The organism is Furfurilactobacillus entadae (assembly GCF_045862745.1).
Taxonomy (GTDB): domain Bacteria; phylum Bacillota; class Bacilli; order Lactobacillales; family Lactobacillaceae; genus Furfurilactobacillus; species Furfurilactobacillus entadae.
The window spans coordinates 1-13,463 of sequence record NZ_BQXN01000009.1 but is presented as its reverse complement, the minus strand read 5'-3'; the positions used below and the strand labels follow the sequence as shown (position 1 = coordinate 13,463).

The window sequence follows — 13,463 nt, the reverse complement described above, 5'->3', positions numbered from 1 at the left end:
TGTTTCGGTAGGTTAGTTTAGAAAATCGGTACTGATGCGCTGATAAACAGCGATCATTTGTTGAAAGTCGGTCAATTCGATCCGTTCATTGACCTGGTGAGCAAGTTCCCAACGACCCGGACCAAGCACGATAATGGGAAATTGATGGGTTGCTTTTGTATATTCAGACGCATCCGTTGCCCCGTGAATAACGGCCAACTGCGCGGGGGCTTGGTGAACCGTTTGAAAGGCCGCTTGCGCCGTTTTGACGAGGGCTGATTGGCGGTCCGAAATGACTGGGAAGAAACTAAAGTCAACGGTGAGGGCAAGGGTGCCCTCCTGACGGGCGTTGATGGTGTCGACAAGTTGTTGAAGGCGAGCAATGACCTTGTCATTATCGAAGTCAGGAATCGGCCGGATGTTGCCCTCTAAATGGGCCGTTCCCGGGATCGAGTTGACCTGATCACCACCGTTGATCACCGTGATGGCGTGGACAACGGGGCCCAAGACGTCACTGATCGGGGCGTCGTCAAATGCATGGGCTTCTTCATTAATAAACTGAACAAGAAGATCAATGGCGTTAATGCCTTGTTCAGGCATCGATGAATGCACGGAGCGACCGGTTGCATCAATTGAATAGTCAATGGAACCGTTATGGGCAAAGATAATTTGGTTACTGGTTGGTTCGCCCACAATCATGGCGTCAACATGGTCGACGTAGCCCTTTTGAGTGAGCATTCGTGAACCCGGAGCCCCATATTCTTCCCCAACCGTTGCGAGAAATTGGAGTTTGCCGCGGGTCGGTTTGCGGGCATCATGGAGGTTAATTAACGTAGCCACCATGGCGGCGAGGCCGCTTTTCATGTCAGCTGCCCCCCGGCCGTACAACACATCATGGTCGATGTGACCTGCCAACGGTGGAAACTGCCAGTCATCATGTTCATCGGCGGCCACCGTGTCTAAATGGCCAGTGAGCATCAATGTTTTACCAGGTCGGCCAGAATCGAGTTCAACAAAGAGGTTACTACGGCCAGGAGCGTACGGAATCTTGGTGGCCGAAATCTGATGAGCCGCAAGTTCGGTCACAATTCTGTCGGCAACGGCCTCTTCGTGGCCGTTACGGGAATCAATTTGAAGGAGATTACGTAAAAATGCGACCGCTTCTTCATTATTCATAATAACATCAACCTCCTAAACGGCAGTTTTAATTGGTCACAAGGGTTAATTAGTAACGAATTTAATGAGAATTGTGCAACCGGTGCAAATCACCTAGACCAATTGGGATAAAAATGCAATTTATTAGGGATTGCCAGCAATTTTAAGATTAACCAATATGAGAGAAAAACTGTCTTTTAATCATTCTATCATAAAACAAGGCTTGTCGCTGATAATCGCAACGAGTATGTTTTTTACATAGACCAATTATGATTATATCGAAAATATTGGCTATACACAAAGATATAAAGGATGATACCAATGAATAACAACGTTAAAATGAATCAATTAGGTGTGGAATTATATGCAGATGGTGCAGACATTAATCAGATGGTCGAAGCTTATCACTCTGGCATCGTAAGCGGGTTTACAACGAACCCATCGTTAATGAAACAAGCCGGGGTAACTGACTATGTTGAATTTGCCCACCAAGCGGTGGCCGCAATTCCTGATGTGCCAATTTCGTTTGAGGTCTTTAGTGACGATTTAGAAGAGATGGAAAAAGAAGCAACACTCATCAGTCACTTTGGCACGCACGTCTACGTTAAAGTTCCGGTGATGAATTCGTTAGGTGAATCAACCGTGCCGTTGATTCATAAACTATCGCAAAAGGGCATCAAGATCAATGCCACGGCGATCTTTACGGAGCAACAGGTTCGTGAAGTGACTGACGCGCTGGACGAAACAACCGGCGGAATCGTGTCGGTCTTTGCTGGACGCATTGCTGATACGGGTGTCGACCCACGCCCATTGATGTCCAAATACGCTGACATTGTTCACTTTAAGCCAGAATTGAAGCTTCTGTGGGCGAGTCAACGGGAAGTTTACAACGTCATGCAAGCTGCCCAAACACACACGGATATTATTACATGTCCACCAGAACTCTTGAAAAAATTGACGCTTCTTGGAACACCGCTAGAAGATTATTCATTGGCAACGGTGAAACGGTTCAAAGCGGATAGCCAAGCCCTTGGTTTTTCAATTTTATCCCGATAATTTAAAAATGGCTGTCATCCCTTAATGTTACTGGGATGACAGCCATTCTTTGGTTGATTAACGGGGGCCGTTATTCTGGTGGAAAAAGGGTTGGGTATCGGTGGCGCAGGGTGGCTGCTAGTGCTCGGCGTCGGCGGTATAACGTCGGGCGCGAAATGTGAAGTTGACTGGCCGCAGTGGTTACTGATTGATCTGGAACCAAGAGGACGGTGAGCAGCTGGCGTTCGCTGTCTGTACACCGCGCCAGGACCTGCGTCAAAAACGCATGGTCTGCGATGGGGGCCGTGAAGTCAGTGGTCGTCGTCTTGGTAATGGTGGTCTCGGTTAAGGGGGCTTGATGGATCATTGTTCGGGTCGTGGCACGAAGCCAATCCAAGAGGCGCCAATACAAGCGTTGATATGCATAGCGGCGTAATTGTTCTGGATCGTAGCTGGTAAACTTGAGCACGTATTCGACGTACACCTGGACGTATTGTAAACGGCCCTCGGAGCAGACGTCGTCATAATAGGAATCGGTTGGGCGGACGTGGAGTCGTTTGACCACCCCGTATAAAACGCGGGCATTTGCTGGTGCCAAAATAAAGGTAAAGCCGGCTTGAGTGAGTGCCGGGTAATCGTGCAAACAAATTTTGGTCATGGAGATACCGTCCTTTATGCATGATCCAAAGGCCTTTGGTCGAGAACAGTGTAGTGGATGCGCTGGCATAAACGCGAGGGGCCACAGGTTGAAAAATGATCCGTCAATCTGAGCCATCACTAGCGTCAGATACTGGTGGTGAGCAGTTGGCGTTGTTATTGATCCTTATCGTGGAGGAAATGCGATGGTAGCCGGCTAAAACAGCCATTTAACGGATGAGTTTACCCGGCAAAAAAGCAAATGTGAAAAAATGTTCGCGAAATTGCTGGACAAATGTTCAAGGGTGTTGCTATACTGAAACCAAAAAATGAAAGGGGTTTCATAACGATGAAATTAACTCAAGCAGAATTAGCCAAATACATGGATCACACAATGCTCAAGCCTGAAGCAACGGAAGCCATGATCGACCGAACGATTGCGGAAGCGCGTGAATATAACACAGCATCCGTCTGCATCAACCCATACTGGGTTAAGCGGGTTCACGAAGGGTTAGCCGGAACTGACGTGGCAACTTGTACCGTTATTGGCTTCCCTCTGGGGGCAAACACAACGGCTGTGAAGGTCTTCGAAACAAACGATTCTATTGATGATGGTGCTGATGAAGTGGACATGGTCATCAACATTGGTGAATTAAAATCAAACCATGATGACGTTGTTTTGGCAGACATCAAGGCCGTTGCTGACGCAACCCATGCTAAGGGGAAACTGCTGAAGGTGATCATCGAAAATGCCCTGCTCACAGATGATGAAAAACGGCGTGCTTCTGAACTGACCGTTAAGGGTGGCGCTGACTTTGTGAAGACGTCAACTGGGTTCTCCACGTTTGGTGCCCGTGTTCAAGACGTTGAATTGATGCGGAAGGCAGTTGGCCCAGACTTCAAGATCAAGGCTGCTGGTGGAATTCATTCATTGGCTGACGCGTACAACATGATCGAAGCTGGTGCAAACCGTTTAGGTGTTTCTGCGTCCGTTGCGATCCTGAAGGAAGCAGCGGAACAGTAGACTGTCGGAATTTTTGCCGGCAAGATTATGTAAGCGCTTTAAAATAACGTAGGAACGATTCTGAGAGACGGAAAGGAACGTTTGATCATGGCTTATAAACGAATTTTTGCAATTGTGTTGGATTCAGTTGGGATCGGTGAAGCACCAGACGCCGAAAACTTTGATGATGTTGGGGCAGATACATTAGGACACGTGGGGGCCCACTTTGCGGGGAACCTTGCCCTCCCAAATTTGGCTAAGTTGGGGCTGAGCAACATTCGCCCAGACAAGCCCATTGAAGGGGTTCCTGTTGCAACACCAGCACTCGGTGCCTTTGGAAAGATGGAAGAAGTCTCAGCGGGGAAGGACAGTATGGACGGCCACTGGGAAATGATGGGCTTGCCAGTTCGCCACCCACTTTCAACATTTCCAAACGGTTTTCCAGCAGAAATTTTAACAAAACTGGAAGAATTTTCTGGTCGGAAAGTGATTGTGAATAAGCCATATTCGGGAACTGATGTTATTCATGATTACGGTGAACAACAGATGGCGACCGGTGACCTGATCGTGTACACCTCCGGCGACTCAGTGCTCCAAATTGCGGCGCATGAAGACGTGATCTCAGTTGATGAATTATACAAGATCTGTGAATATGCCCGGACGTTAGTTAACGGTCCAGAATGGACAGTGGGGCGGATCATTGCGCGGCCTTACGTCGGCCCAGATAAGGACCACTTTACGCGGACAGCAAATCGGCATGACTTTAGTTTAGAACCAACGGGCGAAACGGACTTAGATCGGTTGAAGGCTGCTGGTCTTGATGTGATTGGAATTGGGAAGATCAACGACATCTTCTCTGGTCACGGCATCACCAAGGGTTACCACAACGAAAGTAACATGGACGGGATGGACCACGTGGACACGGTCATGGCGACAGACTTCCATGGTTTCTGTTTTACAAACTTGGTGGACTTTGACGCAATGTACGGTCACCGGCGGAATCCTGAAGGGTTTGGTCAAGCGCTGATGGACTTTGACAAGCGGCTTGAAACTGTTATGGCCAACTTGAAGGATGACGATTTGCTGCTCCTGACTGCCGACCATGGGAATGACCCTGGTTTCAAGGGGACAGACCACACCCGTGAATTCGTTCCAATGTTGGCTTACTCCCCATCAATGACGAAACCAAACCAGTCCTTAGGTGTCCGCAAGACATTTGCTGACATGGGCGCAACGGTTCTGGAAAACTTCGGCGTTACCGGCGGGGCTGACGGCACCAGTTTCTTAACGGCAGTGACAAACGACTAATTCAGACGGAATTGAAAGGAGCAACACATGAGTACACATATTGGCGCAAATGACGGTGACTATGCAGACACGGTGTTACTACCAGGCGACCCATTACGGGCAAAGTACATCGCTGAAAACTTCTTAACCAACGTTAAGCAGGTCAACTCTGTGCGAAACGCGTTCGGTTACACCGGTGAATATAAAGGACACCGCATTTCCGTTCAAGGTTCCGGGATGGGGATTCCGTCGATGTCGATCTACATTAACGAACTGGTGAAGTTTTTCGGTGTTAAGACGATCATCCGGGTTGGCTCCTGTGGTGGGATGGCACCAGACGTTCATTTACGTGATGTTTTGTTGGCGTCTGGTTCGACCACGGACTCAGCCGTTACGGCGAACACGTTTGGCCCTGGAATCCACTACGCGCCATTAGCAAATTTTGAATTGTTAGACACGGCGTACCATGCAGCAAAGGACCTCGGGATTACGCCAAAGGTTGGTGACATTTTTGCGGCAGACCGGTTCTATAACGACGAACTGGACATGCAAAAATTGGCCGACTACGGTGTCATCGGAACGGAAATGGAATCAGCGGGGCTGTACCTCCTGGGTGCTAAACTGCACTTCCGCGCACTGTCTGTTTTGACGGTCAGTGATTTGATTTTCGCTGAGGAAAAGACGACGGCTGAAGAACGTGAAAAGACCTTTAACGATATGATCAAGATCTCACTGGAAACGGCAATTGCAGGAAAATAAGTCAAGTAACCATCTAACGGCCGGCCGGATCTGTTCCGACCGGCCGTTTATTGGTTTATCAACATAATGGGAAGTGATCAGCATGGAAGCGGAGGAAGCACGGTTAGCTGCTAGCCTTAAGGTGGCCAAATTGTATTATCAAAACAATTGGAGTCAGGGCGAAATTGCAACTGAAATTGGTAGTTCACGGGCGACCGTTTCCCGGCTACTGCAACACGCGCGGGAGACGGGGCTCGTGAAAATTGAAATTGTTAATCCGGTGGCCTCGGTGGCGCAACTAACGGATGCACTTCAGGCCAAGTACCCGAAATTACGCCATTTACTGGTGGTTCCGGCGCAGGCCTCAACCTCAACGGATCTGTTAGAACGCGTGGGTAATGCGGCCGCTGGTTACATCGAGCAAATTGTTCAAAACGATGACATTATCGGAATTGGTTGGGGCAAGACCTTGCACCAGGTGGCCAATCATCTAGATCCAAAGGATGTCAGTGGCGTGCAGGTCGTCCAAATGAAGGGGAGCGTTGCCAACACGCAAAGTAATAATTACGCATTTGAAAGTGTCAATACGTTTGCGAATGCGTTTCACACGCTGCCTGAATATTTACCCCTGCCGGTTATTTTTGATCATCAACAGACCAAAGAACTTGTGGAACAAGATACACACATCAAACACATCATTGAACTTGGTAAACAGGCAAGCATTGCCGTCTTTACCGTGGGAACGGTCCGTGACTCAGCACTTCTGTTTAAACTGGGGTATTTCACCCATGAGGAGCAGGAACGGTTGCAAGAACGCGCGGTCGGGGACGTCTTTTCTCGGTTTATTGATGTGAACGGTCAGGTGGTGGCACCAGATATTGACCAACGCACCATTGGGGTGGCGTTAACCGACCTGACGACAAAACCACACAGTATTTTAGTGGCGGCCAACCCGGCGAAGGTGCCGGCGGTTCATGGCGCGCTACAGGCCCAATATGCCAACACGCTGATCATTGATCAAGAAAGTGCGGCAGAATTACTTGCGTTTGGCAGTCCCGACGCAGATTAAAGGAGGAACCAACCCATGCGGATGGTCGATGTAATTGATGTAAAACGAAACGGTGGCACATTAAGCCAGGAACAAATTCAGTTCTTTATTGACGGATATACAGCCGGTGATATTCCGGATTACCAAGTGAGCGCGCTTCTCATGGCCATTTACCTGAAGGGCATGACTAAGGAAGAAACGACGGCTATGACCATGGCAATGCTGCACTCTGGCGATGTGCTGGATCTAAGCGACATTCCTGGAATGAAGGTCGATAAGCACTCAACCGGTGGGGTTGGGGATAAAACGAGCATTCCGTTGGCCCCGTTAGTGGCAGCCATGGGAATTCCGGTCCCAATGATTTCTGGTCGGGGCCTGGGCCACACTGGTGGAACGCTGGATAAACTGGAAGCAATTCCCGGATTAAACGTTGAAATCAGTGAAGCTGCATTTAAACAACAGGTTCGTGACGTTGGTTGTGCCATCGTGGGGGCCACCGGGAACATTGCGCCTGCCGATAAAAAGATTTATGCCCTGCGTGACGTGACGGACACCGTGGATTCAATTCCGTTGATTGCGGGTTCCATTATGAGTAAGAAGATTGCCAGTGGCACCGACGCGTTGGTCTTGGACGTGAAGACCGGTTCTGGTGCGTTTATGAAAACGGAAGCTGAAGCCGTTAACTTGGCAACGGCGCTTGTTGAAATCGGGAAGGGCGTTGGCATGAATGCCATGGCAGTCATCTCAGATATGAATCAACCACTCGGTTTGGCCATTGGGAACGCCCTGGAAATCAAGGAATCCATTGACCTGCTAAAGGGGCAAGGTCCCGCTGATTTGACGGACCTCGTGTTGACGATTGGAAGTCAGATGGTAGTGATGGCCGGCTTGGCACCAGACTTAGCGGCGGCACGGCAACAGTTGCAGGCGAAGATTGATGACGGGTCCGCCCTAGAAAAATTCCGGGCCATGATCGAAGCGCAGGGTGGTGATGGAAACGTGATTGAACACCCTGAATTGATGCCACAAGCAGCTCATCAAATTGAGATCAAGGCCACGACGGCCGGTGTTATCACTGGCATGAAGGCGGATGAAATGGGAATCGCCGCCATGCTCCTTGGTGGTGGCCGCCAAACTAAGGATGACAAGCTGGATTATGCGGTCGGCATTATGCTGAACAAGAAGGTCGGCGATGACGTTGCTGCCGGTGAATCGCTGATGACAGTGTATAGTAATCAGGAGGACATCAGTGAAGTTGAACAGTTGATTCGGGATAACGTGACAATTGATAAGCCCGGTACAGTTGTTGAACCATTGACGTTGATTCATAAAGTATTGTCATAGAAATAATTTTGATAATCAAAAGGAAAGCCAACCTGATGGGGGCTTTCCTTTTTTTATGCACTGTAAGAGCGATCATGTATTTAAATTCACGAAATGATAAACGCTTGTTTTCCATATAATAATGGCGGTAACTACCTAAAAAGGCCTAGGCGTGTTAAGCGTGACCGGAAAGATTGGGGGTAACTAGCACTAATAATGAGCACAAATATCAGTGAAAAAATAAAAAAGTTTTGTCTGTCTTAATTGAGTGCAATTGCCGGTTTAATACCGTTTTACGAACATGAAACAAAATGTGCCATTGTGAAAAGATTTTTTTGTGATTGACGGTTAATTACTGATGTGTAAATATAAGGTGTTATTAATTTATGATAAGAAATGTTTGAGATGGATAGCGATTTTTGCCGCCATTTTACGAAAAAATTGATTTATCAATGGAGGATGTTGTTAATGAGTGATGCACAAGAAAAGGCGGCTAAACAAGCCCGTAATTCACGGCGTCGACGAGAGATTGCGGAGCACCATGAACAATTAGAATCTTTACATCGAAAGCTAACGCGGTTGAAACATGCAAAAATAACCATGGTGGCGGCCATGGCAACGTTAGAGCAGGTTGAAAGTCGTGCCAACTCATTTGGCCGTGGACTAGACGACAGCCGTTGGCGTGGTCAGCGGCGACAAATGTTTGATGAGCGCTTTGACAGTGTGACGCGGGCAATTAAGCGAGACGTTGAGCAGAACAAGGAAAATAAAGCTACTGTGCAGCGAAAAATCAGTGAACTTGAAAGCCGAGCAACCGATGTTGAACGGGTAATTAGCAGTTTAGAGAGTGCCATGGAATAGAAAGGGTGTGCTGATCATGGGGAAAATCGCAGTTAATCGTGGTGCATTACAAGCAAATATTGGAACAGCTGGTCACGCGGCGGCCAATTTGGCCGGAACGCATCTACAGCCGTTAAACCTTGGGCGGACCAATGCCCGGCCATTTGTTGAAATTGGGCAGTTGGAGCAACGGTTGAACGGAATTATTAACCAGTATGCGAGTTTAGCAGAACGCGACACAGGCCAGTTTAGTCATGTTGGGACGCAAATGCAGGCGGCCGACCAAGCAAGCGCAATTGGGTTTAAAAGTCACTAGGGGGTGAATCATTATGGTAAGGGTTGATATGCGGCAGGTCATAAACGCCGCGCAACAGTTGCACGCCCAGGGGCGTCACATGGTCAATCAGTTAAACCGGGTGAAGGTGACCATGGGCCAGGTTCCTCATTCAGAGGGATTTCAGGGAGCGGCTCAGCGGAGCATGGGCATCTATGTTCGCCAAGTGCACGATAATGCGGCTGAAACGTTAGCTGGTAATGTTACCGATTTATCACGGGAGTTTGAGCAGCTGATTACCATGTTTCGAAGCGGCGTTGATAGTCGGGATGACGCCATTCTTGATACGGATTATTTGCAGGAACAGCGGCAGAAATTGGAATCCCTGTACCGTGAATTAGATCAGGGGATTCATAAAGGAAACGAAGGTTGTACCCAAGCGAGCGGATTGGCAACCGTCATTCGGTTACGGACAACAGCGTTGACTGAGCTTGAGGATTCTGAGCGCAGTATCATGCAAACACAACAACGGTTAGCAGAATTCAATGGAATTAGGACCCCACAACGAATCAACAACTTGTCAGATAGTGCAGCCAAAGTTGCGAGTCACATCAAGGTGTCGTTAGATCATAAAGGTGATAATGTCTTCATGGGCGGGCTCGGACAAACAACTAAGGCCAAGGTTAAACATGGAAAGAAGAATCAGCGGGTAACGGTAAGAAGCGTAAATCATCGTGCGGTTCAACATGAAGAGGATTCTAATATCTTTAAGGATATTATCTTGGAAGAGTTATTGAACGGTGTTTCCAAGGCAGGAAAATACGGAAATATTTATTCTAAAGGGTTATCGTTTATTACCAGTCTTTTGTTGAATAACAATGGCGCTAAGGCGCCTAGCAGACATGTCTTAGAGAAAACAACTGCGCAGTTTGTAGCAGGAGAAGTAGCTACGGACGGGATGAATGTAGCCGCTACTGATGCGGGATTAACTGTAGCAGGGGCAGGGATTACCGCGTCATTACCGGCAATTGTTGTAAGCGGATCTATTTTGCTTATAGGGATTGGTGTGACTAATGAGGTCGGGTATATGATGGATCATCCGCATGCATTTAAAAAATCAGGTGAGGAAGATAACGAAATTAAAAGAAGAGGTGCCGGAAAATACGGAGTGGCCTATGGTGGTAAATTACCGAAGAAGACGGTAAAAGTTGATCAACCAAAAGATTATAAAGAAAGTACTAGTGCGGCGTATGCAGCCGCATTTGCAGGGCAAGTAAAAAAATGACAATAAATGAAGATGACGTTTTTGAAGTAAAAGAAATTGAGCAATTCGGAATCTGGCGCATATTAACGCTTGAGGACGGAACAAAATTATCTATAGACCTTCTAAGTAACGCGTTTACGTGGCTTTTTCCATTAACATGGCAAACAACAACCACTACAGGGCGTTTGGTTAATAAAAAAGAATTTGAGGACGGAACGCTAACAAATTTGTCGGATCTACATAACTTCAATGTGAAACTAGGGCTACTACTAAGTATCGCAATATTTTTTTGGACTGCTTTTAACCTCTTAGTTGCAGTGGTTGTTGCATTAATGGTTGGTGCAATTGCCGCCGGAATCTACCTGTATTGGAATAAAAAATTTCAGCAACGGTTTAACCAACAATTTTCTCGCTGTCAAAAGGTGTTTGTTAGATTACAACCGAAACAAAGTTTTTGGGAAACAGACATGTTTAAATATCAGCTTGGGTTATCCCTAATTGAATTTATTTTAATTACACGATTAATTCCAAATCATGTGGTGACCTTTACATTCTGTTTGACGGTAGTTGCCTGTGTAACCTTTATAACATTCGCTTTCGTTAAACTACCATTGGCAAAGAATGTTTGGGTATATCGACGGAAGTAGTTATTGTGCAAGTAAACTTAATTAGTGGGAGAAGTGTTATGCAACAAGTTATTAATAAACCAATCCAGGTTTCTAATAAAGCAATGCTACCTTTGATTAAGATTGGGGATACTCTTTATCTGGTTGACATGTGGTCCAACCCGCTGTGGGCCTTCATTCCCGATTTAACTTGGTACTTTAAACATAACCTCTATCGGCTTGATTCTGGTGAGGAAGAACTTATTCAGCAAGACGAAATGTTGGCATTAACAGGAAATAGATGGCTTCAATTGGCTCTAGGAAGTGGTCTCATAATATGGTTATTTTTGAATGTGACTATTTTTCCAAAATCACCATCGATTAGGTTTGTCGGGGCACTAGTAATGTGTGGGATAACCGTTGCTCTTTGTAATCGAATGACAAAAATGAGAATTAATCGTTTTTTTGGTCGGAATGAATGGCATGGTGAAAAGAAAACGTTGTGAGTTCTTAAAATTGAAACCAAAGCGCATTCTTATATGGGTGGTGCGGATGCACGCGGCTTTCTAAGCATTGTCGTTCTTGTGATGCTTATTGCACTGGTTGGAGTATTTACTACAACGGGTGGGTTGGCTTACCTTATTTTTAACGTATTACTAATTGTTCAACTCAGTGACAGTTTGCGTGTCAGCAAGCTGCCTGTATTTGATGATTTTCGTTTGGAAGATAATTAGGAGGAAATGGTCATGCTAGCACTCGGAACGGTTGTTTATTTAAAAGGTGGAACCAAACCATTAATGGTCTTGGCACGCGGCACAATTGTAGAACAGAATGAGCAAAATGTTTATTTTGACTATGCAAGTTGTGCGGTACCAGAAGGCTTGGATGTAGAAAACGTGTACTACTTTAATGATAGTGACGTGGATAAAGTGATTCATAAGGGTTATGTAAGCGATGATGAAGCGCGATTAGAAGAAGTGTTTGAAAAGTGGCATTCAGAGAACAAAGGTGAAATTTTAAAGCATCAGGGAAACGTAGAGAGCGCAGCTGACTCAAAAAAAGCATAACAAGAGTAAGTGTAAAAAAGTGTTTTTTAATGGCAGACAAAATGGTGTTCTTTGATTATGAGAACTGCATGCCTTCCGAAGGATTATAGCCTGATCAAAACTTTTTTAATTAAGGTTGCTTAGAACCAGGCTGATTTAGAAGCGATTCGTTGAAGATACTAGGAGTTTAAGATGCAGACACTTAATAACGAAAATAATAAAGTTAAATATTTAAAGTCAGAAGCAGCTATAGATTTTGGTTATCTAATGCCATGGATAACGTTCCGGGTTTTAGATGATGGCAAAAACCTTTATGTGATTAATCCCTTTGACCGGTTCTTTTTATTATTTCTGCCGGGATTTGTTTGGTTTTTCCCGCATACAGCATATATGTTTTCGATTGATCGTGAAGAGCAAGCTAAAAAAATGCTGCATCAAACTGACTGGAAATCAAAGGCTGGACGAGAAGGTGGCGGGGGAATAGCGCCCTTTGCGTTGTTTACGCTATTGTTTTCTCAAAAAATTGTCGCTAACAATATGCTCGAAGGCTATGCCTTGATAGTCCTCGTTTTAGTTTTAGTTATTGCCATTCATTTTATACTGTATTTTTATATCCAAAATTTAATCAAAAGGAAGTTTAACGTTTCGATACTGCCTGCCACTACTAAAGTTAAATGTGTGGTTGCTGCCACTAATCAAGTGGAAGACGTAGAGACATATAAAGGGTACGCAATTGGTGCTTTAGTCTTTTTAATTATTTGTTTTATATCGTTCATGGGCTATATACAGGATAGTAATCGTTTGGATGTGCCAACATTTTCGATGATTACACTGATACTAAGTGGCCTGCTGTGGTACGAGGGTAATTATTATTTTCCAAAAGATCTACGAATTCAAATCGAGGATCAAGATTAGACTGAAAATGAGTACAATTGTGAAACCAGTAGGTAACGCATGGAAAGTGATGATTACCATCTCAGATGGCCATTACTGAGCAAAATGGTGATGAAGTGCTATTTTAACGAGGAAACCACCTCGTAAGGCCGGCAAAGTTTCGGTGGATTAAACGGCTAAAAGAGCATTAGAAAATAAAACCTCAAAGTATCAATATCAAGGAAAAAGTTAGTAAAGGTGACCTTTACCCCGAAAGTTGAAACAAACTTTCGGGGTTTTCTTATGACTAAAATTTCTATTGAAACTAAAATCATTGCTGTTGAAGCGTATCTAACA

Annotated in this window: 15 protein-coding genes; 13 read left to right on the top strand and 2 right to left on the bottom strand. The window is 45.8% G+C overall.

Annotation, left to right across the window (positions count from 1 at the left end):
- Positions 1 to 12: 12 nt before the first annotated feature.
- Positions 13 to 1,155: an ArgE/DapE family deacylase gene (locus ACKTR5_RS05465; RefSeq protein ID WP_407879840.1), complete on the bottom strand. Its 1,143-nt coding sequence runs from the start codon at positions 1,153 to 1,155 to the stop codon at positions 13 to 15.
- Between the two features lie 300 nt (positions 1,156 to 1,455).
- Here ACKTR5_RS05465 and ACKTR5_RS05460 point away from each other — a divergent pair, with 300 nt between their 5' ends.
- On the top strand, positions 1,456 to 2,190 hold the full coding sequence (locus ACKTR5_RS05460; protein ID WP_407879838.1) for a transaldolase: 735 nt from the start codon (positions 1,456 to 1,458) through the stop codon (positions 2,188 to 2,190).
- Positions 2,191 to 2,260: 70 nt separating this feature from the next.
- On the opposite strand, the gene ACKTR5_RS05455 is transcribed toward ACKTR5_RS05460, so the two are convergent.
- Entirely contained in the window at positions 2,261 to 2,827 is a 567-nt protein-coding gene (locus tag ACKTR5_RS05455) for a sigma-70 RNA polymerase sigma factor region 4 domain-containing protein (RefSeq protein WP_407879837.1), read from the bottom strand.
- Positions 2,828 to 3,154: 327 nt separating this feature from the next.
- Between ACKTR5_RS05455 and deoC the strand changes: the two genes are divergently transcribed.
- The 12 genes from deoC (at position 3,155) to ACKTR5_RS05395 (ending at position 13,148) form a co-directional block, all read left to right on the top strand.
- Positions 3,155 to 3,829: a deoxyribose-phosphate aldolase gene (gene deoC / locus ACKTR5_RS05450; RefSeq protein WP_407879835.1), complete on the top strand. Its 675-nt coding sequence runs from the start codon at positions 3,155 to 3,157 to the stop codon at positions 3,827 to 3,829.
- 87 nt (positions 3,830 to 3,916) lie between these two features.
- Positions 3,917 to 5,116 (top strand): phosphopentomutase, encoded by a 1,200-nt coding sequence (locus tag ACKTR5_RS05445; RefSeq protein WP_407879833.1) that lies wholly within the window; start codon positions 3,917 to 3,919, stop codon positions 5,114 to 5,116.
- Between the two features lie 27 nt (positions 5,117 to 5,143).
- Positions 5,144 to 5,854, top strand: a complete 711-nt coding sequence (deoD, locus tag ACKTR5_RS05440) for a purine-nucleoside phosphorylase (protein ID WP_407879832.1) — start codon at positions 5,144 to 5,146, stop codon at positions 5,852 to 5,854.
- A gap of 82 nt (positions 5,855 to 5,936) precedes the next feature.
- Positions 5,937 to 6,902, top strand: coding sequence for a sugar-binding transcriptional regulator (locus tag ACKTR5_RS05435; RefSeq protein ID WP_407879830.1), 966 nt, complete (start codon positions 5,937 to 5,939; stop codon positions 6,900 to 6,902).
- A gap of 15 nt (positions 6,903 to 6,917) precedes the next feature.
- Positions 6,918 to 8,225: a pyrimidine-nucleoside phosphorylase gene (locus tag ACKTR5_RS05430; protein WP_407879828.1), complete on the top strand. Its 1,308-nt coding sequence runs from the start codon at positions 6,918 to 6,920 to the stop codon at positions 8,223 to 8,225.
- Positions 8,226 to 8,672: 447 nt separating this feature from the next.
- A complete protein-coding gene (locus tag ACKTR5_RS05425; protein WP_407879826.1) occupies positions 8,673 to 9,065 on the top strand; it encodes a YwqH-like family protein in 393 nt (130 codons plus the stop codon).
- 16 nt (positions 9,066 to 9,081) lie between these two features.
- Positions 9,082 to 9,360 carry a hypothetical protein gene (locus tag ACKTR5_RS05420; protein WP_407879825.1) on the top strand — a complete coding sequence of 93 codons (279 nt, stop codon included), beginning with the start codon at positions 9,082 to 9,084 and terminating at the stop codon, positions 9,358 to 9,360.
- A gap of 13 nt (positions 9,361 to 9,373) precedes the next feature.
- Positions 9,374 to 10,603, top strand: coding sequence for a T7SS effector LXG polymorphic toxin (locus ACKTR5_RS05415; RefSeq protein ID WP_407879824.1), 1,230 nt, complete (start codon positions 9,374 to 9,376; stop codon positions 10,601 to 10,603).
- Positions 10,600 to 11,229, top strand: a complete 630-nt coding sequence (locus tag ACKTR5_RS05410; RefSeq protein ID WP_407879822.1) for a hypothetical protein — start codon at positions 10,600 to 10,602, stop codon at positions 11,227 to 11,229. Before ACKTR5_RS05415 ends, ACKTR5_RS05410 begins: the two co-directional genes overlap by 4 nt.
- 38 nt (positions 11,230 to 11,267) lie before the next feature.
- Positions 11,268 to 11,693 (top strand): hypothetical protein, encoded by a 426-nt coding sequence (locus ACKTR5_RS05405; RefSeq protein ID WP_407879820.1) that lies wholly within the window; start codon positions 11,268 to 11,270, stop codon positions 11,691 to 11,693.
- Between the two features lie 240 nt (positions 11,694 to 11,933).
- Positions 11,934 to 12,254 carry a DUF4176 domain-containing protein gene (locus ACKTR5_RS05400; protein WP_407879818.1) on the top strand — a complete coding sequence of 107 codons (321 nt, stop codon included), beginning with the start codon at positions 11,934 to 11,936 and terminating at the stop codon, positions 12,252 to 12,254.
- Positions 12,255 to 12,425: 171 nt separating this feature from the next.
- Complete coding sequence (locus tag ACKTR5_RS05395; protein WP_407879817.1) at positions 12,426 to 13,148, top strand: DUF443 family protein; 723 nt, start codon at positions 12,426 to 12,428, stop codon at positions 13,146 to 13,148.
- Positions 13,149 to 13,463 lie beyond the last annotated feature (315 nt).

Coding starts and splice junctions, on each gene's coding strand:
- ACKTR5_RS05465 (WP_407879840.1), bottom strand. CDS start 1,155: ATGAATAATGAAGAAGCGGTCGCATTTTTACGTAATCTCCTTCAAATT.
- ACKTR5_RS05460 (WP_407879838.1), top strand. CDS start 1,456: ATGAATAACAACGTTAAAATGAATCAATTAGGTGTGGAATTATATGCA.
- ACKTR5_RS05455 (WP_407879837.1), bottom strand. CDS start 2,827: ATGACCAAAATTTGTTTGCACGATTACCCGGCACTCACTCAAGCCGGC.
- deoC (WP_407879835.1), top strand. CDS start 3,155: ATGAAATTAACTCAAGCAGAATTAGCCAAATACATGGATCACACAATG.
- ACKTR5_RS05445 (WP_407879833.1), top strand. CDS start 3,917: ATGGCTTATAAACGAATTTTTGCAATTGTGTTGGATTCAGTTGGGATC.
- deoD (WP_407879832.1), top strand. CDS start 5,144: ATGAGTACACATATTGGCGCAAATGACGGTGACTATGCAGACACGGTG.
- ACKTR5_RS05435 (WP_407879830.1), top strand. CDS start 5,937: ATGGAAGCGGAGGAAGCACGGTTAGCTGCTAGCCTTAAGGTGGCCAAA.
- ACKTR5_RS05430 (WP_407879828.1), top strand. CDS start 6,918: ATGCGGATGGTCGATGTAATTGATGTAAAACGAAACGGTGGCACATTA.
- ACKTR5_RS05425 (WP_407879826.1), top strand. CDS start 8,673: ATGAGTGATGCACAAGAAAAGGCGGCTAAACAAGCCCGTAATTCACGG.
- ACKTR5_RS05420 (WP_407879825.1), top strand. CDS start 9,082: ATGGGGAAAATCGCAGTTAATCGTGGTGCATTACAAGCAAATATTGGA.
- ACKTR5_RS05415 (WP_407879824.1), top strand. CDS start 9,374: ATGGTAAGGGTTGATATGCGGCAGGTCATAAACGCCGCGCAACAGTTG.
- ACKTR5_RS05410 (WP_407879822.1), top strand. CDS start 10,600: ATGACAATAAATGAAGATGACGTTTTTGAAGTAAAAGAAATTGAGCAA.
- ACKTR5_RS05405 (WP_407879820.1), top strand. CDS start 11,268: ATGCAACAAGTTATTAATAAACCAATCCAGGTTTCTAATAAAGCAATG.
- ACKTR5_RS05400 (WP_407879818.1), top strand. CDS start 11,934: ATGCTAGCACTCGGAACGGTTGTTTATTTAAAAGGTGGAACCAAACCA.
- ACKTR5_RS05395 (WP_407879817.1), top strand. CDS start 12,426: ATGCAGACACTTAATAACGAAAATAATAAAGTTAAATATTTAAAGTCA.